A 20205-nucleotide genomic window follows, 5' to 3' on the forward strand; every position below is an offset into this window, starting at 1 on the left:
GCGGGTGGACGGGGGGGGGGGGATCGTGGCGCACGGCGTCATCGACGGCCGGACGCACGAGGACCGGACGCGGCTCGAGCCGGCGCAAGGCCCGCATCCGGAGCTGTCGCAGGGAGTGACCACGGTGATCACGGGCAACTGCGGCATCAGCCGCGCGCCGCTCGTCACGCGCAACCCGCCCGCGCCGCTGGATCTTCTCGGCGACGACGGCTGGCGGTTCCCGCGCTTCGCCGATTACCTCGACGCGCTCGACGACGCGCGGCCGGCCCTGAACGCGGCCTGCCTGGTGGGCCACACCACGCTGCGCGCGCGGCACATGCGCGCGCTCGATCGCGCGGCGAGCCGCGACGAGATCGCCGCGATGTCGCGCGACCTCGACGACGCGCTGGCGGCGGGCGCGATCGGCATGTCCACCGGCCTGTACTACCCGCCCGCCCGCGCAGCCGGGGTGCACGAAGTGATCGGGATCGGCCGGCCGCTGTCGGCCGCGAACGGCGTGCTGACGATGCACCTGCGCGACGAGGGCGACGCGATCGACGACGCGCTGCGCGAGGCGCTGCAGATCGGCCGCGCGCTCGCGATCGACACCGTCGTCTCGCATCACAAGATCGTCGGCCGCAACAATCACGGCCGCTCGGCCGCGACGCTCGCGATGCTCGACGCGGCGGCGCAGCAGCAGCCGGTGTGCTTCGACTGCTATCCGTACAACGCATCGTCGACGATGCTGCTGCCCGCGCGCGTCAAGCAATCGGACGAGGTGCTCGTGACCTGGTCGAAGCCGGATCCCACGGCGGCCGGGCAATCGCTGTTCGCGCTGGCGAAGGCGCGCGGCACGGATCCCGAGACGCTGGCCGCGTCGCTCGCGCCGGCCGGCGCGGTGTACTTCGCGATGAGCGAGGACGACGTCTCGCGCATCCTCGCGCACCCGATGAGCATGATCGGCTCCGACGGCCTCGCGCACGACGCGCAGCCGCATCCACGCCTCTGGGGCACGTTCCCGCGCGTACTCGGCCATTACGCGCGCGAGCGGGGCCTGTTTTCGCTCGAAACCGCGATCCACAAGATGACGGGCCTCAGCGCGCGCCGCTTCGGCCTGACCGGCCGCGGCACGGTCGTGCCGGGCCACGCCGCCGATCTGGTGATCTTCGACGCGGATCGGGTCATCGATCGCGCCACCTTCGCGCAGCCAACGCGCGTGAGCGCCGGCATCGACGCCGTCTACGTGAACGGGCGGCTCGCATGCCGCCATGGCGAATCGGTGGATCTCCATGCGGGCCGGCTGATCCGTCGCGCGGCCCGCTGAATCCCGGCCTGCATCGCGATCGCCGCCCGCCCCACGCCCTGTCCCCTTCGCCGGAGCCCATCCATGACCCATCCGATCGAACCCGCCGCGACGCCTGCATCGCACGCATCGTCCGCTTCACACGCATCGCCCGCCTTGCTCGCCGCCGCCGGCCCCCACCCGGCGGCGCCGCGCGCCGCGCGCTACTCGACGGCGCGCAAGCTGTTCCTGGTCGGCATGCTGCTGCTGTCCTGGATGCTGGCCAACGCCGACCGCATCGCGATGAGCATCTCGATCGTGCCGATCACGCAGGATTTTCACCTCGACGCGCGTTCGGCCGGCCTGTTGCTCAGCGCGTTCTACGTCAGCTACGCGTTGATGCAGCTCGCGGCCGGCTGGCTCGGCGACCGCTTCGGCTCGCGCATCGTGCTGGTGTTCGCGGTGGCGTGCTGGTCGGTGTTCACCGGGCTGACCGGCGTGGCCACCGGCTTCGCCATGCTGTTCGCGATCCGCGTGCTGTTCGGCATCGGCGAGGGCGGCTTCGTGCCCGCCAGCACGGTGACGATCGCCGAGGCGTTTCCGCACGAGGAGCGCGCCCGCGCCAAGTCGATCGTGATCGGCGCGTCGTTCATCGGCAGCGCGCTCGGCTCGAGCGCGATCGCGGCGCTGATCGGCAGCCACGGCTGGCGCTTCGCCTATCACGTGTTCGGCGCGATCGGCATCGCGGTGGCCGTGGTGTTGTGGCTCGCGATCAAGCCCGCGCCGCGCCGCGCGCGCCAGCCGGGGCAGCCCACCTTCCGCGCGCTGTTCGCCTCGCCGATGCTGCGCAAGACCATGCTGATCTTTTTCTTCAGCAACATCGTCTACGTCGCGCTGATCTCGTGGATGCCGGCCTTCCTGATCAAGACGCGCCACATCGACATCCTGCACGCGGGCCTCGCCACCTCGGGCTCGTACCTGATCGCGTTCCTGAGCCTGAGCGGCGTGGGCTGGATGCTCGACCGCATCGGCCGGGGCCGCGAGCGCCTGTTCATGGTGGTGGGCGGCTCGGCCGTCGCGATCTTCCTGGCGGCGATGGCGCTGGCCGACGCGCTGCCCACGCTGCTGGTGCTCTGGACGCTGTGCCTGGTCGGCTACACGATGGTGTACGGCACGGTGTTCGCGATCCCGCTCAAGCACATGCGGGACGAACTGGTGGGCTCGGCGGCCGGCGTCATCAACTTCGGCGGCCAGGTGGCGGCCGCCATCGCGCCGGCCGCGATCGGCATGCTCGTGGATCTCACGCCCGGCCATTACCTGCTTGCGTATTGCACGCTGCTGGCCGCGGCGCTCGGCGCGGTGGCCGTGGCGCTCACGTGGCGCGCCGAGGCGGGGCCGGCGGCATGAAGCGCTGCGGCGCCCGCACGCGCAGGCCCGGCCGCCATATTGCGCGACCGCCGCGGCCTAGATCCGCGCAAAGTTCGCCGACGCGAAATTCCAGTTCAGATGCTGGCCGATCGTGGCCGCGAGATAGTCGGGGCGACGGTTCTGATAGTCGAGATAGTAGGCGTGCTCCCACACGTCGACCGTCAGCAGCGGCAGTTGGCCGCCGCGCGTGTAAGGCGTTTCGGCGTTGCTCGTCTTGACGATCGCGAGCTCGCCGCGATCGGCCACCAGCCAGCCCCAGCCGCTGCCGAACTGCGAGGCGGCCACCGTCATCAACTGCTTCGACATCGCTTCCATCGAACCGAACTTGGCGACGATGGCGCGCTTGAGCGCCTCGTCCGGTTCGGTTTTCGCGGGGCTCAGCGATTTCCAGTAGAAGTTGTGATTCCACGCCTGCGCGGCGTTGTTGAACACGTCCTCGAGATCCTCGCGGCCGTGGGATTCGAGCACGATCTGCTCCAGCGACAGGTTCGCCAGCGGCGTGCCGTCCACCAGCTTGTGCAGATTGTCGTAATAGGCGCGGTGATGCTTGCCGTAGTGGACGCTCAGGGTCTTGGCCGAGATCACCGGCTCGAGCGCGTTCTGCGCGAACGGCAGCTCGGGCAGGGCCAGCGGCGACGCGCCGAGATAGGCGAGGATCGAGGCATCGTCCAGCTTCGTCGCGCCGGCGCGCGACGGGCCGGCCGCGAGGCTCAGGCGGGAGACGAGGAAACCTGCGGCACCGATCGAACCGGTGGCGAGCAGTTGGCGGCGGGACAGTTTGGCTTGCGACATGGGCGACTCCGTAAAGGGGGATGACGAGAGCGACACCCGCACTCTCGTCTCCCCAGAACGGCCGGGATCGGCGTCTTATTCCACCTCGAACGAAAAAAGATTCAGCCGCCGTTACGCGCCGGCCCGGCCCCGGCCTGCCCGCCTGGCGCGCCCGCCGATCGCGCCGCTACAGCGCGGCCGCGTAGATCGCCGCGGCGTCCGCCTCCGCCAACTCGCGCGGGTTGTTGATGAGCAGCCGCGTCTGCCGCATCGCGTCGCTCGCCATCCGAGCGATGTCGCCGTGCGCCACCCCCACCTCGCGCAGCGTGCGCGGGATGCCGGCCGCCGCGATCGTCGATTCGAGATGGCCGATCAGCGCGCGGCTTCGGGCTTCGTCGCTGCCGGTCAGGCCCGGCATCGCGACGGACGCCAATTCGGCATACAACCGGCTCGCCGCCGGCGCGTTGAACCGCATCACGTGCGGCAGCACGAGCGCATTGGACAGCCCGTGCGGCACATGGAAGATGCCGCCGAGCGGATAGGCCAGCGCGTGCACCGCCGCAACCGGCGCGTTCGAGAACGCCTGCCCGGCGAACATCGCGCCCAGCAGCAGCGCCTCGCGCGCCGCCCGGTTGCCGCCGTCGGCGCAGGCGGCCAGCAGGTTGCCGGACAGCAGTTCGAGCGCCTTCACGGCCAGCATGTCCGAGACGGGATTCTTCAGCCGCACCGACGTATAAGCTTCGATCGCGTGCACCATCGCGTCGATCCCGGTCGCGGCGGTGGCAGCGCGCGGCAGCCCGAGCGTCAGTTCGGCGTCGAGCACCGCCAGATCGGCGTAGAGCCGCGGCGACACCACGCCCATCTTGGCGGTCGCGCCGGTGGTGACGATCGACACGGCCGTCATCTCCGAGCCGGTGCCGGCCGTGGTGGGCATCTGCACCAGCGGCAGCCGCTCGCCCTCGACCTTGCCGACACCGTACATGTCGGCCAGCGGCTGCGTGCCCGGCGCCAGCACCGCCAGCAATTTGGCGACGTCCATCGACGAGCCGCCGCCGAGCCCGAGCACGATTTCGCTGTGCGCGGCGCGCGCCCGCGCGACCGCGCCCAGCACCACCTGCTCGGGCGGGTCGGCAACCACGTCGGCGATCACCTCGACCTGCCAGCCATGCGCGGCCAGATCGGCCAGCGCCGGATTCAGCAAGCCGCTCTTGTGCAGAAAGCCGTCGGTCACGACGCACAACCGCGTCAGCGACGAAAACCGCTCGCGCAGCAGCGCGCCGAGCCGCCGCGCGATACCGAACTCGACGACGATCGACGGCACCGTCTGAAACCCGAATCCATTCATGTTGAACGTCTCCATCCACTCCATCCGATGTTGTAGGGGGCGGCCGCGGCCGCACCGTTTCATTTCGCATTGCTATCTATTGCGCATCGCGGGGCGCCGGCCACGCCGGCCCCGGCATTACCGCGACGGCTTGCGAATCAGGATCGTCTTCGGGTTGGTGAAGAGCTGGCGGCCTTCGTGCCCGTGCTCCGTGCCGAGGCCCGATTGCTTGTGGCCGCCGAACGGCACGTCCACGCCCTGCGTGTGGATCTCGTTGACCCACACCATGCCGGTTTCGAGACGATTCGCCACGGCCACGGCCGCCTGCGTGTCGCTGCCCCACACCGAGCCGCCCAACCCGAATGGGCTGCGGTTGGCGCGTTCGATCACGTCGTCCACATCGTCGTAGGCGATGATCGGCACGATCGGCGCGAACTGCTCCTCCTGCACGATCTTCGAATCCTCGGGCGGATTGTCGACAACGGTTACCGGAATGAAATAGCCGGGCCGCGCCGCATCGACCTCGCCGCCGAGCGCGATGGTCTGGCCGTTCGCCTTGATGTCGTCGAGGAACGTCTTGACCTTCTCGAACTGCATGCGGTTCTGCACCGGGCCGACGGTCACCTCGGGGTCCAGCCCGTCGCCCATCTTCTGCTGCTTCGCGTAATCGACGAACGCACGCACGAACGCCGAGTGGATCGAGCGGTGCACATAGAGCCGCTTGATGCCCACGCACCATTGGCCCGAATTGCCGACCGCGCCCCAGAACAGTTGCGGCACGATCCGCGCGTAATCGGTGCCGGGCAGCACGATCGCCGCGTCGTTCCCGCCCATTTCGAGCGTCACGCGCTTGACCGTGCCGGCGGCCGCGCGCATCACGGCCTTGCCGGTCGCGGTGGAGCCGGTGAAGCTGATCTTGGCGATATCGGGATGCGCGGTCAGTTGCGGGCCGAGTTCGTCGCCGCCGGAGACGATCGACAGCACGCCCGGCGGCAGCACCGATTGCGCGATCTGCCCGAAGCGCAGCGTGGACAGCGGCGTGAACGGCGACGGCTTGATCACCATCGTGTTGCCCGTGATCAGTGCGGGCGCAACCTTCCAGAGCGCGAGCAGCACCGGAAAATTCCACGGCGTGATGGCGCCGATCACGCCCAGCGGCGTGTGATGCAGCTCGACGACGTGGTCGTCGGTTTCCTCGACGATCTCGACGGGGATGCGGCGCGCGGCGATCTGCCGGATCCACGCGATCGATTGATCGACTTCGGGCTCGGCCATGGTTTTCAGCGGCTTGCCCTGCTCCAGCGTCAACAGGCGGGCCAGTTCGTCGCGGTGGGCCTGCAGCGCATCGGCGTACGCGTTCAGATAGGCCTCGCGCTTGTCGTAACCGAGCGCGGACCAGGTCTTGAACGCGGCCTTGGCCGCCGCGATCGCCGCATCGAGTTGGCCGGGCGTGGCGGCCGGCGCTTGCGCGAGCACGGCGCCGGTCGCCGGATTCATGACGTCGAATGTCTGCGGGGACGTCTCCAGATCGCCGGCGATGCTGAGATAAAAAGGACCACTGAATGGATTGCTCGGCTCGCTGGCGTTGGGAATTGCGGACATGGATGATTCTCCGAATGGGGCTATGCGGAATCGGCCGGCACGGGCGTGCCGGCCCGACACGATGCGCGTCCGCCGCCACGCGAGGTGGCGGCGGACCGTTGGCTGGCCGCGCGGTGGATGTGTCACCGAAAAATTAGACCAGTCGTCTAATAGAATAGACCAGTCGTCTTGAGCGTGCAAGCAATAAGCATCCCGCCGACGGTGTCCGCTGCCCGCGCCCTGCCCGCCTTCCTGCTGGAAAACCCTTAAATTCCGCCCCCCGCCGCGAAAGGAGCCAGAAGGTTTCGCGCTCCTATACTCGGCTGCGTCGATCCCGGCCTGCCGGCGAATCGGCCCGACAATCACAATCCTGGAGACATCCCGATGCCTGTAGCCCGACATCCGCTGGCGCGCGCCACGCTCGCCGCCTTCCTGTCCTGCGGCCTCGTCGCCGGCGCCTCGGCCGCCGACGGCGGCAAGGTCACGATCATGGTGGGCGGCATCGCCAAGCTCATCTACCTGCCCGCCAAGCTGACCGAACAGCTCGGCTACTTCAAGGACGAAGGCCTCGACGTGGATCTGCTCTCGCAGCCCGCCGGCGTCGACGCGGAGAACGAACTGCTCGCGGGCGCAGTGCAGGCGGTGGTCGGCTTCTACGATCACACCATCGATTTGCAGAGCAAGGGCAAGGACGTCAAGGCGATCGCCGTGCTCGCGCAGGTGCCGGGCGAAGTGGAAGTGGTGTCGATGAAGGCGGCCCCGGCGCTGCGCTCGATGGCGGACGTGAAAGGCAAGACGCTCGGCGTGACGGGCCTCGGTTCGTCCACCAGCTTCCTGACCCAGTATCTGGCGCAGCAGCACGGCATCGCGTCGACGCAATACACGATGCTGCCGGTGGGCGCGGACGCGAGCTTCATCGCGGCGGTGCGCCAAGGGCGCATCGATGCGGGCATGACCACCGAGCCGACCGTCTCGCTGCTCGAGAAAGCCGGCGACGCGAAGGTGCTGGTCGACATGCGCACGGCCGACGGCACGCGCGCGGCGCTGGGCGGCGTCTATCCGGGCGCGAGCGTCTACGTGCAATCGGCCTGGGCCGACACGCACAAGGACGAGGCCGCGAAGCTGGCCCACGCGTTCGCGCGCACGATGCAGTTCATCCACACGCACAGCGCGGAAGACATCGCCGCGAAGATGCCGGCCGATTACCAGAAGGACAAGGCGCTCTACACGAGCGCGCTGAAGGCCTCGCTGCCGATGTACACGGCCGACGCGCGGATGCCGGCCGGCGGCCCGGAAACGGTGCTCAAGGTGCTGTCGGGCTTCAATCCGTCGGTGAAGGGCAAGCACATCGATCTCTCGAAGACTTACACCGACGCCTTCGTGACCGGCAAGTAAGCGCCGGCCCCGCCACCTCCCGAACCCGGCCTCCTCCGAGGCCGGACGGCGCCCGCGCGGCGCCCGCTTCACCCGGAGCCTCACACCATGAACCAGGCAGCACCGGCCGGCACGCCGGCGATCGAATTCCGCAACGTGTCGTGCCGCTTTCTCTCCGCCGACGGGCGCGCCACGGTGGCGCTGCACGATTTCACGATGTCGGTCGCGCAAGGCGAATTCGTCGCCGTGGTCGGCCCCACCGGCTGCGGCAAATCCACCACGCTGAACCTCATCACCGGGCTGATCAAGCCCGTCACCGGCGAGGTGCGCATCATGGGCCGCCCGGTGGACGGCATCGATCCGCGCATCGGCTTCGTGTTCCAGGCCGATGCGGTATTCCCGTGGCGCACCGTGCTCGACAACGTCGCGGCCGGCCCGCTGTTCCGCGGCCGCTCGAAAGAGGCCGCCTACGCGCAGGCGGACGAATGGATCCGCCGCGTCGGCCTCGCCAAGTTCGGCAAGCACTATCCGCATCAGTTGTCGGGCGGCATGCGCAAGCGCGTGGCGCTGGCCCAGACCTTCATCAACGGCCCGGACATCCTGCTGATGGACGAGCCGTTCTCGGCGCTCGACATGCAGACGCGCACGCTGATGCAGGACGAACTGCTGCAGCTCTGGTCGGCCAACAAGGGCTCGGTGATGTTCGTCACGCACGACCTGGAGGAAGCGATCGCGCTGGCCGACCGGGTGTTCGTGCTCACGGCGCGGCCGGCCACGCTCAAGCGTGTTTACGAAATCGACCTGCCGCGCCCGCGCGTGACGTCCGAAGTGCGCTACGACCCGCGCTTCATCGAAATCTCGAAGGACATCTGGCACGACCTTCGCGAAGAAGTTCAGATCAGCTAATCATCCGCTCACTCACAGGACTGGAGTATGAAAGACATGACGCTTCCGACCTCGCTCGGCAACCCGTCCGCCGAGGACGAGGAACGGGCCGCGCAGCGGCGCGTGCGACGCCGCCGCCAACTGGTGATCGGCCTGCGGCTGGCGGTGCTGGTGCTCTGGCTCGGCGGCTGGGAACTGGCCGGCCGCCTGAAATGGATCGACCCGTTCTTCTTCTCGATGCCCTCGCTGATCGGCGCGCAGATCGCCGACTGGCTCGCCAACGGCACCTCGCAGGGGCCGCTGTGGCAGCAGGTGTGGGTCACGCTCGAGGAAACCACCGCCGGCTTCCTGATCGGCTCGGTGGCCGGCATCGTCTGCGGCATCCTGCTCGGCCGCAACCGCCTGATGGCCGACGTGTTCGGGCTCTACATCCAGATCGCCAACTCGATTCCGCGCGTGGTGCTGGGCTCGGTGTTCGTGATCGCGCTCGGCCTCGGCATGGCCTCGAAGATCGCGCTGGCGGTGGTGATGGTGTTCTTCGTGGTGTTCGGCAACGCGTTCCAGGGCGTGCGCGAGGCGGACCGCTACCTGATCGCGAACGCGCAGATCCTCGGCGCGTCGCGCCGCCAGATCACCACCTCGGTGGTGATTCCGTCGGCGCTGAGCTGGATCCTCGCGAGCCTGCACGTGAGCTTCGGCTTCGCGCTGGTGGGCGCGGTGGTCGGGGAATTTCTCGGTTCCCGGCAAGGCATCGGTCTGCTAATTTCCACCGCACAGGGCGCGTTCAACGCGAGCGGCGTGTTCGCCGCGATGATCGTGCTCGCCATCGTCGCGCTGGCCGCCGACTACCTGCTCACCACGCTGGAAAAGCGCTTGATGAAATGGAGACCGGCCGCGTTCTGACCATCTTGCCGGAGCTGGCGCGCCGCGTGCGCGCCGCCCGCCTCACGCCGGGAGATCCGCCCATGTCGCACAGCCTGCGCGCGCGCCTGCTCTGGTGGCTGCTGCTGCCGCTCGCGGTGTTCGTCGGGATCGCGGGTTCGATGTCCTACGACACCGCGCGCAGCACGGCCGACCTCGTGCAGGACAGCGCGCTGGTGTCCTCCACGCGCGTGATCGGCGAGGACGTCGACTGGGAGGACGGCCGAGTGGTCGCCAACGTGCCGCCGGCCGCGCTCGAACTGTTCGATTCGCCGGCCGGCGATCAGGCCTTCTACCTGGTGGTGGACGACCGCGGCCGGATCCTCGCCGGCAATCCCGCGCTGACGGTGCCGGCCGGCCACGCCGCGCAGCCCATGCTGTTCGACACCGTGCTCGACGGCAAGCCGATCCGCGCGGCGGCCTACGATCGCCAGCTCTACGATTCGGGCCGCACCAGCACCGTCACGGTGGTGGTCGGCAAGACCGTGCAATCGCGCGAGGCGATGGTGGCGGCGATCTGGCATCCGCAACTGATCCGGCTCGCGCTGATGCTGGCGTTCGCGATGCTGCTCGTCTATCTCGGCCTGACCTTCGAGCTGCGTCCGCTGATGCGTCTGAAGGACGACGTGGCCGATCGCGGCCCGATGGAGCTCGAGCCGATCCGCGTCGATCGCCTGCAGTTCGAATTGCGGCCGATCGTCGATGCGATCAACCAGTGCGTCGCGCGGCTCGCGCAGCACACCGCCACGCAACGCCGCTTCATCGCCGATGCGGCCCATCAATTGCGCACCCCGATCGCCGTGATCGACACGCAGATTCAATGCGCGCGCCAGCACGGCACCGCCGACGCGCCGCTGGACGCGATGCTGACCAGCATGCAGCGCAGCAGCCGCAGGATGGCCGACGTGACCGACAAGCTGCTGCTGCTCGCGCACGCCGAGGCGTCGCCGCCCGCGATGGCGCGCGCGCGGGTGGAGGTGGCCGCGGTGGTGGCCGGAGTGCTGGAGGCCGCCGTGGTGCTGGCCGAGCGGCGCCGCATCGATCTGGGCGCGGAACTCGAGGACGATCTCGCCGTGGCCGGCAGCGAAAGCCTGCTCGGCGCGCTGCTGATGAACCTGGTCGACAACGCCGTGCGCTACACCCAGGAAGGCGGCCACGTGACGGTGGCCGCGCGCCGGGACGGTGCCGAGATCCGGCTCGACGTGATCGACGACGGCCCCGGCATTCCGGCCGAGGCGCGGCCGCACGTCTTCACGCGCTTCTACCGCGTCGCGCACGACAGCGAGGGCACCGGCCTCGGCCTCGCGATCGTGCGCGAGATCACGCGCCTGCATGGCGGCAGCGTCGCGCTCGGCCAGGGGCCGCGCCAGCGCGGCGTGGCGATGACGGTGCGCCTGCCCGCCTTCGCGCCATCCGCCCCATGAACCCGCCGGGCCGCCCGGAAGGATCCGAACCATGAAACTGCTGCTCGTCGAGGACAATGCCGAACTCGCGCACTGGGTGGTGAACCTGCTGCGCGGCGAGGATTTCGCGATCGACTGCGCGCCCGACGGCGAGCGCGCCGACGCGATCATCCGCACCCAGCACTACGACGCGATCCTGCTCGACATGCGCCTGCCCGGCATCAGCGGCAAGGAGCTGCTGGCGCGCGTGCGGCGCCGCGGCGACACCGTGCCGGTGATGATGCTGACCGCGCACGGCTCGGTCGACGACAAGGTGGATTGCTTCAGCGCCGGCGCCGACGACTACGTGGTCAAGCCGTTCGAATCGCGCGAGCTGGTGGCGCGGATCCGTGCGCTGATCCGCCGCCAGTGCGGTGGCGGGATTCCGCGGCTGGTGTGCGGCGATCTGATCTACGTGCATGCCACGCGCGAATTCCAGCGCGGCGACGCGCCGCTCGCGCTGCGCCGGCGCGAGCACGCGATCCTCGAGACGCTGATGATGCAGCAGGGCCGCACGGTCTCGAAGGCGCGGCTGATGGAAAGCGTCTACGACCTCGAGGACGAGGCCAGCCCCGACGCGATCGACATCTACATCCACCGCCTGCGCAAGCATCTGGCCGGCTCGCTCGCGCAGATCGTCACGCTGCGCGGGCTCGGCTATATCCTGCGCCCCGTCGACGCGGCGGCCTGATCCCCCGCTTCGGTGTTTTCACCAACGCCGCGCGCGGCACGGCGAAAGCGCCGCGAAGGATTGCCCTCCCTACGATAGCGTCAGCCGGCATCCCGGCGGCCCGATACGCAACGCAGCCAGTCATTCTGGACTGCGAACCATCGTGTCACGACCAACGATTCGGAGGAGACGAGCTTGAAACGACATTACCTGACGCTGCCCGTGCTGGCCGCCGCCTGCGCGGGCACCGGCGCCCACGCGCAATCGAACGTGCAGTTGTACGGCCTGCTGGACCTGAGCGTGCCGAGCTACCAGACGCACGCCAACGCCAAGGGCGATCATGCGATCGGCATGGGCCGCAACGGCGAACCGTGGTTCAGCGGCAGCCGCTGGGGCCTGCGCGGCGCGGAGGACATCGGCGACGGCACTAAGGTCATCTTCCAGCTGGAAAGCGAATACCGCGTGGCCGACGGCCAGATGGAAGACCCGGGCCAACTGTTCGACCGCGACGCCTGGGTGGGGATCCGCAACAAGACCTTCGGCCAGATCACCGCCGGCTACCAGAACACCATCGCGCGCGACGTGTCGGCGATCTACGGCGATGCCTACGGCTCGTCGTCGCTGCGCACCGGCGAAGGCGGCTGGACCAACTCGAACAACTTCAAGCAGATGATCTTCTACGCGGCCGGCCCGACCGGCACGCGCTACAGCAACAGCGTGGCGTGGAAGAAGCTGTTCGACAACGGCCTCTACGCGGCGGCCGGCTACCAGTTCGCCAACAGCACCAGCTTCGGCCTGAACTCGGCCTGGCAGGCGGCGCTCGGCTACAACGGCGGCCCGTTCGCGGTGTCGGGCTTCTATAGCCACGTGAATCACGACGGCTACGCGAACCAGGCGTTCTCGCTCGGCGGCAACTACACGTTCGACATCCTGCGCGTGAACGGCGGCTACTTCCGCTATCTCGGCAACCAGGGCGCGCTGGGCCAGCGTCAGGACAATGCGTGGACGGTGTCGATGCGGCTCGCGCCGAAGGGCCTGCTCGACTACGAGATCGGCTATCAGCAGATGCGCACCCACAACGCCGCGTACACCGCCGACGGCTACACCTCGGACGCCAACCTCGGCCAGTTCAGCCTCGACAACGGCACCGGCAGCGGCTTCAAGGAAACGCTGTACGGCTCGATCTTCTATCACCTGTCGAAGCGCACCGAGGTGTATCTGGCCGGCGACTTCATGCGCCTGCACGGCGGCTACCGCGCCGCGCAGAGCTACGGCGCCACCACCCAGCTCGAGCTGACTTCGGGCATTCGCACGCGGTTCTGAGGCATGCCGCGCCCGCCGCCCCGGGCGGGCGCGGCTTACCAGCGATGCGTGTAGCTGGCGCTCAATACCGCGCCGGCCGCCGGCAAACGGCTGGTGTTGTTGCTGTTGCGCATGAGCTGGCTGTAGAGCGGCAGGTAATAGCGGTTCAGCAGGTTCTCCACGCCCACGCTGAGCTTGTCCTGCTTGGTCACCTGCCAGCTCGACATCGCATCGAGCGTGAAATAGCTCGCCACGCTCAGGCGGCCGAAGCTGACCTTGTCGTTGAGCCGGTAGTCGCGCGCCGCGAAGAAGCTGCCTTGCAGGCGGTTGCTCCATCGCGAGTTCGGCCGGTATTCCAGATAGGCCGTGAGCTTGAGCGGCGGAATCCGATAACCGGTCATGTTCTGGTAACTGGCGCTGCCCTGCGGACGCTCGCGGCCCTGCAGGTAGGTCGCGGTGCCGCCCGCGCCCCACTTCTCGTTCTCGGACAGCCAATCCACACTCGCTTCCACGCCGGCGATCCGCTCGGCCGTGCGCGTGAGGATCAGGCCGTTGTTGAAGCTCTGCACGTCGCCGAGCTCGGAGGTGGTGTAGAACAGCGCGAGCGTGCCGTCGGCCTGATTGCCGAGGTTGCCGCGCCAGCCGAGTTCGTAGTTGTTGGTCTTGACCGGTTCGAGGCTCGACGAGCCGAGATTGAAGCCGGTCGTGGCGTTGCGCAGTTGCAGGCCCACATCGGGCAGCTGGAAGCCCTGGCTGAACGAGCCGTACACCGTCTGCCCCGGCACCGGCGCGTAGGACAGGCCCGCGTTGAACAGCCACGAGCCGAAGCCGCTCGATCCGCCCGGCACACGATACGGGCGCGCCGCGCGCAGTTGCGAGAGCGGCGTGAAATCGTCGAAGCTCGCGCTCGCATGTTCGTAGCGCACGCCGGCCTCGGCCGACCAGCGATCGTTGAATTTGTGCTGCAACTGCGCGAAGCCGCCGATGCTGCGCGTGGTCAGCGGCGGCAGATACATCAGGCGTCCTATCTTCTGGTAGACGAGCCCGCCGCTGGCGTCGTAGGCGCCCGGGGCGAAGATGTCGTCCGGCATGTCGCTGCGTTCCTGGTTGAAATCGGCGCCCCACAGCAGTTTGGTGCGCTTGGCCTTGTCGAGCGGCGTGGTGATCGTCAGGCGGCTGCCGAACACGGTCGAATCCTGCATCACCTGATCGATGTTGTTGCCGCGCGTGGATACGGCGCGCGCGTCGAACGGCGCGAAGCGCGTGAAGTAATTGCGGTAGTAGAACTGCGTCGACACCGTGCTGCCGTACACATCCTTGTTCTCGTACTGGAGGTTCAGGATGGTGTTGCGGATGCGGTTCTGATCATCGAGTTGCAGGCCGTCGATCGGGCGGGCCACGGCGGTGCCGGCCGGCAGTTTGGCGACCGACGGATCGCTGCCGTAATGGGAATCCTGCTTGGCGTCGTAGTGGCTCAGCGAGAACACGATCCGCTGGTTCGCATCGATGCGTGCGCCTAGCTTGCCGCCCACGCTGTAGATGTCCGAATCGAACAGATCGCCCTGGCTCGGCTCGGGCGCGATGCGATGGCCGCGCGCGTCGTAGGCACTGCCCACATGCTGGCCGCTGACGTTGAACGCGTAGTCGATCGGCCCGTGGCTGCCGCTGAAGAACTGTTGCAGCGTGCCGCCCAAGCCGCCGCCGCCGAGATGCGACAGCGGTGTTTCCATCGAGAACGTGGTTTCGGCGCGCGGCGGGCCGCCGGCCGGCCGCGTCGTGACCGAGACGATGCCGCCCGTCGCGCCGCTGCCGTAGATCGCATTGCTGCCGCGCAGCACCTCGACCTTCTCGATGTCGTTCGGATCGATGTTGGCGAGGTTGCGCGCCGAATCGCGATTGGTGTTGAGCGGCACGCCGTCGACCAGCACCAGTACGTTGCGGCCGCGCAGCGTCTGGCCGTAATCGGTGATCGTGTGGCTGGAATCGGCGAAGCCCGGCACGGCCTTGCTCAACACCGTGGCGAGATTGTTCGAACCGCTCTGCAACTGCTGCAGCTCGGTGCGATCGATCACGGTGGTCTGGCGCGTCGGGCGCACCAGATCGCTGTGCGTGCGCTCCGACGACACCTCGATGGCGGCCAGCGCCGCAGCCGGCACCGGCGCGGCCGCGCCTGGCGATGCGCCGGCCGGCGCGGCGTCGATCGTGAAGGTGTCCGCGCCGGTGGCGTTGGCGCGCAGGCCCGTGCCCGACAGCATGCGGGCCAGCGCGGCTGCCGGCGTCATCGGCCCCTGCACCGCCTGGCTGGTATGGCGCTCGGCCAGCGACGGCGCGAACAGCAACTGCGCGCCGGACTGCCGCGCGAACGCATTGAGCGCGCGATCGAGCCGCTGCGCTGGGATGTCGTAGCCTTGCGCCGCACCCTGCCCCCAGGCGATGGCCGAGACGCAACTGCTTGCGACCGCCACCGACGCCCACCTCCCGACCGCTCTCCCCCGACGCCCCGTGAAACCCATTGCCGCCACTCCTCGTTGAATTGTTGAACACGTTTCAAAGGGGTTGCCGAATGGGCGGACGGGTTTGTTGACGTCGTGGCGGAAATATTTTTGGGGATGGGTGCGGGGTGTTGCCGGGTGTTGCCGGGTGTTGCCGGGTTGCCGGGTTGCCGGGTTGCCGGGTTGCCGGGTTGCCGGGTTGGCGGGTTGGCGGGTTGGCGGGTTGGCGGGTTGGCGGGTTGGCGGGTTGGCGGCCGAGCGGCTTAGCGGTGGACGATCGACACCGCGCCGCCGGCCTCGTGCGCGATACGCACCGGCAGCACATGCGGCAGCAGCGCGATCAGCGTATCGACGCGCGCGCTGTCGAACTGGCCCGACAGCTTGAGCGCGGCGGCATCGGGCGCGACGCGCACCGGCGCGGCCCGGTAGCGCTGCATCTCGGCCACGGCCGCAGCCAGCGGCGTGCCGTCGAACCGCAGGCGTCCGCCGACCCAGGCCGGCGTGGCGTCGTCCGCCGCCTGCACCGGCTCGATTCGTTCGACCGCGGTATTCACTTCGACCTGCTGGCCCGGCCGCAGCTCCGTAGCCGGCTGGCCGGCCAGCGCGACGCCGACCGCCCCGCTCTGCACGCTGACACGCGTGAGCGCCGCGTCGCGGCGCACCGTGAACGCGGTGCCGATATCGCGGATCGCCACCGGGCCGGCCTGCGTGCGCAATGGGCGCAGGGCTTCGTGGGCCACCTCGACATAGGCCGCGCCGCGCTCGATCTCCAGCCGCCGCGAGGCAAGCCGCCATTCGACGCGGGCGGCCGATCCGGTATCGAGCACAAGGCGCGTGCCGTCTACGAGCCGCCAATCGCGATGCTCCCCCACCGCGGTCTGAAACGACTCGACGCGGTAAGCCGGATCGACGCGCCAGACCGTCGCGCCGAGCACCGCGCACAGCACGGCGCCGCCCAGCGTGCGCCTCGCCGCGCGCCGGCGCGCCACGCGACGACGCACGGCGTCGAGCGGATAGCGCTCGCGCAGTGCGCCGAGCACGTCGCCCGGCGCGCGCTCGGACACATCGGCGGAATCGGTACGGTGGGAAGGCTCAGGTTGCATCGTGATTCGGCGCCGCATTTCGCGACGGAGAAGGAAGGACGGGCGCCAATGCGGCCATGGCACGGGCAAGATGTTTGGCCACCATGTTACGGGAAATGCGCAACTCGGCCGCCACTTCGTCTTGCGACAGGTCGTGCAGCTTGTGAAGGATGAAGACTTCGCGGCACCGGGTTGGCAGCGCGTCGATGCGCCGCCCCAATTCGTCCAGCGTTTGCTGGTAGGTCAGGCATTGCTCGCCGTCGGCATCGTCCGAGCGCAGGTCGGGCGCAGCAAGCCCGGTCAGGTCGACCGAGGCCGCACGCGCTTCGTCGCCGCGCCAACGGTCGATCGCGCGATGGATCGACAAATGCCTCAGGAACGCGAGCGGCGTGTGGATGCGCGCGTCTTCCGGCGGCCGCTGCAGCAACTGGAGGCAGACATCCTGCACCACGTCCGTGGCGAACGTGCGATCGCCGAAGCGCCGGCGCACGTGATTGACGAGGTCGTCGTAGTGTTTGACCAGCGTGGTGATCAGCGAGGAGTGGGCGGCGTCGCGGGGCAAGCCTGTCACGATCGGCAAGGAGCGAGGATCGCCCTTAATTGAGAACAATTCTCATTATTGATTTGCGACAGGAAAGCTGTCAATGGGCTGTCGGCGGGCTTGCGAGGATGTGGGGGGAGTTGGCGATACGGTTGCGCTGACCTCGCATGGCCAAACCATGCCGCCCCAACAAAAAAACCCGTGAAGCCTTGCGCTATCACGGGTTTCCAGCCATTTCTGGTCTAGAAAATTAAAAATATCGGATTCCCTAAAATGTGCCCCACGTCTCGGCGCAATTCCGGCTCGATGGCACCAAATTCCCTCGAAGCGACCCGCAACCTCTTTGCAGTACTGCCCACGGTACAGCGTTCCCGCCGGACATGAAGTCGTCTCTCCAGCGGCCCCGCAAAATCACCTTGCCATCGCGCACATTGTGCGCGCACAATGTGCGCAACATCCTGCGAGGAGAGAACCGTGAACTGGAAAAGCAAACTTTGGTCGGACACCGCCGAACATCTTGAATCGGGAACCAAGTTCTCTATTAAGTATCGATCGAACCGCGTCAAAGGGATAGACGACATAGACATCGCGCCAATCGGACGCAATGACAACCGATGGAGCAGTGAAGCACTTCTGCATCTGAAAAACGATCTTTGGGATCATTGGCAGCATCAAATACGTCGAGATAAATTGAGCTCGATAGTTCGCGACAAATTTTTCGGAGAGTGTGACCGAGTCGCGGTTGCCATTTCGAATGTTTCGGGAAAGAAAGTATCGAACAGATCCGTGCAATCCTGGATCATTGACGTAGACAAGCCCAGCAGTCGCACATGCCCACCCTGGGCTATAAAGGCGCTCAGCGAATATGTCGAAGACCCGAAAAATTCATCGACATTGGAATGGCTTCAAAGCAAAAAAGAAGATGATTTTCGACGAACTCGTTCAACGCTTGACCTCACTTACAATCGATCCGTTGAGTTCGCCACTCGCGAAATAGAAGATGAAAATCGAATCTTGGACTCATGGAAAAAAGCTTCACTCACCGAACTCCCCGAAAAAATTGCGAATACGTTTTTACGCCTCGAGAGAGAAACAAGTGCCTCGAGCAAAGTAATTTCAATTATTTTAAACGCAATTGAGACTTCGGAAAATCTGGAAACCTTAAAGGACAAGGTTAGAACCGAATTGCGTGAAACCCACTGGAGCGACAACGAAGTGCGCCGAACACGAATGGCCATCGAGAACGGGACCGAAGAATTTTCCAGTCCGGAGGGACTTGCGGACTAGCCGCACAGGATCGACCAGAGGCTCATCGACACCCACGAGCCGTTTAGCGCGTAGCGCCGCTCAACCTCTACAGGTGACAGCTCTCTTTCTACGCAAACCGATACTTCAGCCGCCAGTACTTGCCACCCGCTGGGGAATCTCAAGATACATCCCTCCGCTGTCAGTGAGGCGATGGGACTTCTCGCGCGGGATCGCCTTGCGGATAGCGATGTCTGTCTCACACGGACAGCACCGGCCGTCGCCGCAACAAAAAAACCCGTGAAGCCTTGCGCTATCACGGGTTTCCAGCCATTTCTGGCGTACGTCGAACTGCACTCTGGTGCCGGGGACCGGACTCGAACCGGCAAGCCACTAAAGGCGGCGGATTTTCGTCACACTGCTTCTTTCGAAGCCGGCTACGCTTGACGTGGCCGTTCGTGCGCTGGACTATGCCTTCGCCGTGTCTGCGCGCGCAACCCGCACGCGTGACCGTAGGCGCCCCCCGTCTAGTCTCTACACCTTCCCGAACGCCGCGCATGCGACACACACGACAATCGGGCTTGGCTCGGCGTTGCCTCGGCACACCGTTGCGCACCAGGGGTTTCACCGAATTTGAAGGGTTCTGCACCAGCCGTTTCCGACCGGGCACTCAATCATTTAAGTCCGCTATGTCTACCAATTTCATCACCCCGGCTGAAAGGGCGGAGCGCATTCTACCACTGGTCAGGCACGACTTCGCGGCGCTTGCCGGCCATTCATTGTGCAGCGCAAAAACAACAGCGCGCCACGATCGGCCGGCATTCACGGAAGCGTCACAATCGCTGCCGATAATCGGCAATGTAAACGTTTACATCCGCGAGATTTCATGACTTCGACCATCAAGGATGTGGCAGCCCTGTCCGGCTTTTCGATCGCGACGGTATCGCGCGCGATCAATGCGCCGCACACCGTGAGCCCCGGCACGCTGGCGACCATCCGTGCGGCGATCGACACGCTGCAGTTCCGCCCGAACCCGCTGGGCCGCCAGTTGCGCAGCGAACGCACGCAATTGGTGGGGGTGATGTTGCCGACGCTCGCGAACCCGGTGTTCGCGGAGTGCCTGCAAGGGCTCGACGAACTCGCCTCGCAGGCCGGCTTCAAGCTGATCGTGATGAGCACGGAGTATGACACGGCGCGCGAGCGGCACGCCATCGAAACGCTGCGCTCGCAGCGCGTCGAAGGACTGATCCTGACGGTCGCGGACGCGCACGCGCACCCGCTGCTCGATGCGCTCGACGCGGACGGCCAGCTCTACGTGCTGATGCACAACGACACGCCGCACCGCCCGTCGGTGTCGGTGGACAACCGCCTCGCAGCCTACGACGGCGTGAGCCGGCTGATCGCGCGCGGCCATCGGCGCGTGCTGATGCTGGCGGGCTCGCTGTCGGCGTCGGATCGCGCCAAGCAGCGCCATCTCGGCTACACGCAGGCGCTCGCCGATCACGGCCTGGAGCCGCTGCCGGTGCTCGAAGTCGATTTCAACGCGCCGCTGCTGCCCGACGCGGTGCTCGCGCACCTGACCTCGGACGCCACGCGTCCGACCGCCATTTTCTGCAGCAACGACCTGCTCGCGATGGTGGTGATGCGCGGCCTGCGCGGCGCGCACTTCAGCGTGCCGGACGATTTCTCGGTGCTCGGCTTCGACGGCCTCGCGATCGGCGAACTGCTCGCGCCGTCGCTGGCGAGCGTCGCTTCGCCGAACCGCGAGATCGGGCGCTCGGCCTGGCGGCGGCTGGCCGAACGGCTGGCCGGCGACACCCACGCAACACCCGCGCTGACGCTGCCGCACACGGTGCGCGACGGCGGCTCGATCGCCACGCTGCCCG

16 protein-coding genes and 1 pseudogene are annotated in these 20205 nt (G+C 67.3%); 10 read left to right on the forward strand and 7 right to left on the reverse strand.

Features of this window, described 5'->3' with window-relative positions:
* Both G3N92_RS17610 and G3N92_RS17615 read left to right on the forward strand, forming a co-directional pair.
* Positions 1–1303: D-aminoacylase (locus G3N92_RS17610; protein ID WP_206128817.1), on the forward strand; the 1303-nt coding region annotated here is incomplete at its 5' end.
* Positions 1304–1366: 63 nt separating this feature from the next.
* Positions 1367–2668 carry an MFS transporter gene (locus G3N92_RS17615; RefSeq protein ID WP_206128818.1) on the forward strand — a complete coding sequence of 434 codons (1302 nt, stop codon included), beginning with the start codon at positions 1367–1369 and terminating at the stop codon, positions 2666–2668.
* A gap of 57 nt (positions 2669–2725) precedes the next feature.
* Here G3N92_RS17615 and G3N92_RS17620 read toward each other — a convergent pair whose 3' ends face one another.
* From G3N92_RS17620 to G3N92_RS17630, 3 genes are all read right to left on the reverse strand, one after another.
* Positions 2726–3319, reverse strand: coding sequence for a superoxide dismutase (locus G3N92_RS17620; protein ID WP_241014851.1), 594 nt, complete (start codon positions 3317–3319; stop codon positions 2726–2728).
* A gap of 328 nt (positions 3320–3647) precedes the next feature.
* On the reverse strand, positions 3648–4805 hold the full coding sequence (locus tag G3N92_RS17625) for an iron-containing alcohol dehydrogenase (RefSeq protein WP_206128831.1): 1158 nt from the start codon (positions 4803–4805) through the stop codon (positions 3648–3650).
* 117 nt (positions 4806–4922) lie between these two features.
* On the reverse strand, positions 4923–6386 hold the full coding sequence (locus G3N92_RS17630; RefSeq protein ID WP_206128820.1) for an aldehyde dehydrogenase family protein: 1464 nt from the start codon (positions 6384–6386) through the stop codon (positions 4923–4925).
* Positions 6387–6749: 363 nt separating this feature from the next.
* Here G3N92_RS17630 and G3N92_RS17635 point away from each other — a divergent pair, with 363 nt between their 5' ends.
* The 6 genes from G3N92_RS17635 (at position 6750) to G3N92_RS17660 (ending at position 12980) form a co-directional block, all read left to right on the forward strand.
* Positions 6750–7760 carry an ABC transporter substrate-binding protein gene (locus G3N92_RS17635; RefSeq protein ID WP_206128821.1) on the forward strand — a complete coding sequence of 337 codons (1011 nt, stop codon included), beginning with the start codon at positions 6750–6752 and terminating at the stop codon, positions 7758–7760.
* 87 nt (positions 7761–7847) lie between these two features.
* A complete protein-coding gene (locus tag G3N92_RS17640) occupies positions 7848–8645 on the forward strand; it encodes an ABC transporter ATP-binding protein (RefSeq protein ID WP_206128822.1) in 798 nt (265 codons plus the stop codon).
* Positions 8646–8681: 36 nt separating this feature from the next.
* On the forward strand, positions 8682–9527 hold the full coding sequence (locus tag G3N92_RS17645; RefSeq protein WP_206128823.1) for an ABC transporter permease: 846 nt from the start codon (positions 8682–8684) through the stop codon (positions 9525–9527).
* 62 nt (positions 9528–9589) lie between these two features.
* Positions 9590–10969, forward strand: a complete 1380-nt coding sequence (locus tag G3N92_RS17650; RefSeq protein ID WP_206128824.1) for a sensor histidine kinase — start codon at positions 9590–9592, stop codon at positions 10967–10969.
* A gap of 31 nt (positions 10970–11000) precedes the next feature.
* Positions 11001–11678, forward strand: coding sequence for a response regulator (locus G3N92_RS17655; protein ID WP_206128825.1), 678 nt, complete (start codon positions 11001–11003; stop codon positions 11676–11678).
* Positions 11679–11852: 174 nt separating this feature from the next.
* On the forward strand, positions 11853–12980 hold the full coding sequence (locus tag G3N92_RS17660) for a porin (protein ID WP_206128826.1): 1128 nt from the start codon (positions 11853–11855) through the stop codon (positions 12978–12980).
* Between the two features lie 35 nt (positions 12981–13015).
* Here the strand turns inward: G3N92_RS17660 and G3N92_RS17665 are convergent, their stop codons facing one another.
* From G3N92_RS17665 to G3N92_RS17675, 3 genes are all read right to left on the reverse strand, one after another.
* On the reverse strand, positions 13016–15472 hold the full coding sequence (locus G3N92_RS17665) for a TonB-dependent receptor (RefSeq protein ID WP_206128827.1): 2457 nt from the start codon (positions 15470–15472) through the stop codon (positions 13016–13018).
* Positions 15473–15714: 242 nt separating this feature from the next.
* Positions 15715–16554 (reverse strand): FecR domain-containing protein, encoded by an 840-nt coding sequence (locus tag G3N92_RS17670; RefSeq protein WP_206128828.1) that lies wholly within the window; start codon positions 16552–16554, stop codon positions 15715–15717.
* A complete protein-coding gene (locus G3N92_RS17675) occupies positions 16544–17104 on the reverse strand; it encodes an RNA polymerase sigma factor (RefSeq protein WP_339385771.1) in 561 nt (186 codons plus the stop codon). Before G3N92_RS17675 ends, G3N92_RS17670 begins: the two co-directional genes overlap by 11 nt.
* A gap of 444 nt (positions 17105–17548) precedes the next feature.
* Here G3N92_RS17675 and G3N92_RS17680 point away from each other — a divergent pair, with 444 nt between their 5' ends.
* Complete coding sequence (locus G3N92_RS17680) at positions 17549–18361, forward strand: hypothetical protein (protein ID WP_206128829.1); 813 nt, start codon at positions 17549–17551, stop codon at positions 18359–18361.
* 91 nt (positions 18362–18452) lie between these two features.
* Here G3N92_RS17680 and G3N92_RS35010 read toward each other — a convergent pair.
* Positions 18453–18571: pseudogene (locus G3N92_RS35010) on the reverse strand (Arm DNA-binding domain-containing protein); the annotation flags it as partial.
* A gap of 634 nt (positions 18572–19205) precedes the next feature.
* On the opposite strand from G3N92_RS35010, the gene G3N92_RS17685 reads away from it, so the two are divergent.
* The coding region (locus G3N92_RS17685) for a substrate-binding domain-containing protein (protein WP_206128830.1) at positions 19206–20205 on the forward strand (1000 nt) is incomplete at its 3' end.

The sequence above is a fragment of the Burkholderia sp. Ac-20379 genome, assembly GCF_017104645.1.
GTDB lineage: Bacteria > Pseudomonadota > Gammaproteobacteria > Burkholderiales > Burkholderiaceae > Burkholderia.

Coding starts and splice junctions, on each gene's coding strand:
- G3N92_RS17615 (WP_206128818.1), top strand. CDS start 1,367: ATGACCCATCCGATCGAACCCGCCGCGACGCCTGCATCGCACGCATCG.
- G3N92_RS17625 (WP_206128831.1), bottom strand. CDS start 4,805: ATGAATGGATTCGGGTTTCAGACGGTGCCGTCGATCGTCGTCGAGTTC.
- G3N92_RS17630 (WP_206128820.1), bottom strand. CDS start 6,386: ATGTCCGCAATTCCCAACGCCAGCGAGCCGAGCAATCCATTCAGTGGT.
- G3N92_RS17635 (WP_206128821.1), top strand. CDS start 6,750: ATGCCTGTAGCCCGACATCCGCTGGCGCGCGCCACGCTCGCCGCCTTC.
- G3N92_RS17640 (WP_206128822.1), top strand. CDS start 7,848: ATGAACCAGGCAGCACCGGCCGGCACGCCGGCGATCGAATTCCGCAAC.
- G3N92_RS17645 (WP_206128823.1), top strand. CDS start 8,682: ATGACGCTTCCGACCTCGCTCGGCAACCCGTCCGCCGAGGACGAGGAA.
- G3N92_RS17650 (WP_206128824.1), top strand. CDS start 9,590: ATGTCGCACAGCCTGCGCGCGCGCCTGCTCTGGTGGCTGCTGCTGCCG.
- G3N92_RS17655 (WP_206128825.1), top strand. CDS start 11,001: ATGAAACTGCTGCTCGTCGAGGACAATGCCGAACTCGCGCACTGGGTG.
- G3N92_RS17665 (WP_206128827.1), bottom strand. CDS start 15,472: ATGGGTTTCACGGGGCGTCGGGGGAGAGCGGTCGGGAGGTGGGCGTCG.
- G3N92_RS17670 (WP_206128828.1), bottom strand. CDS start 16,554: ATGCAACCTGAGCCTTCCCACCGTACCGATTCCGCCGATGTGTCCGAG.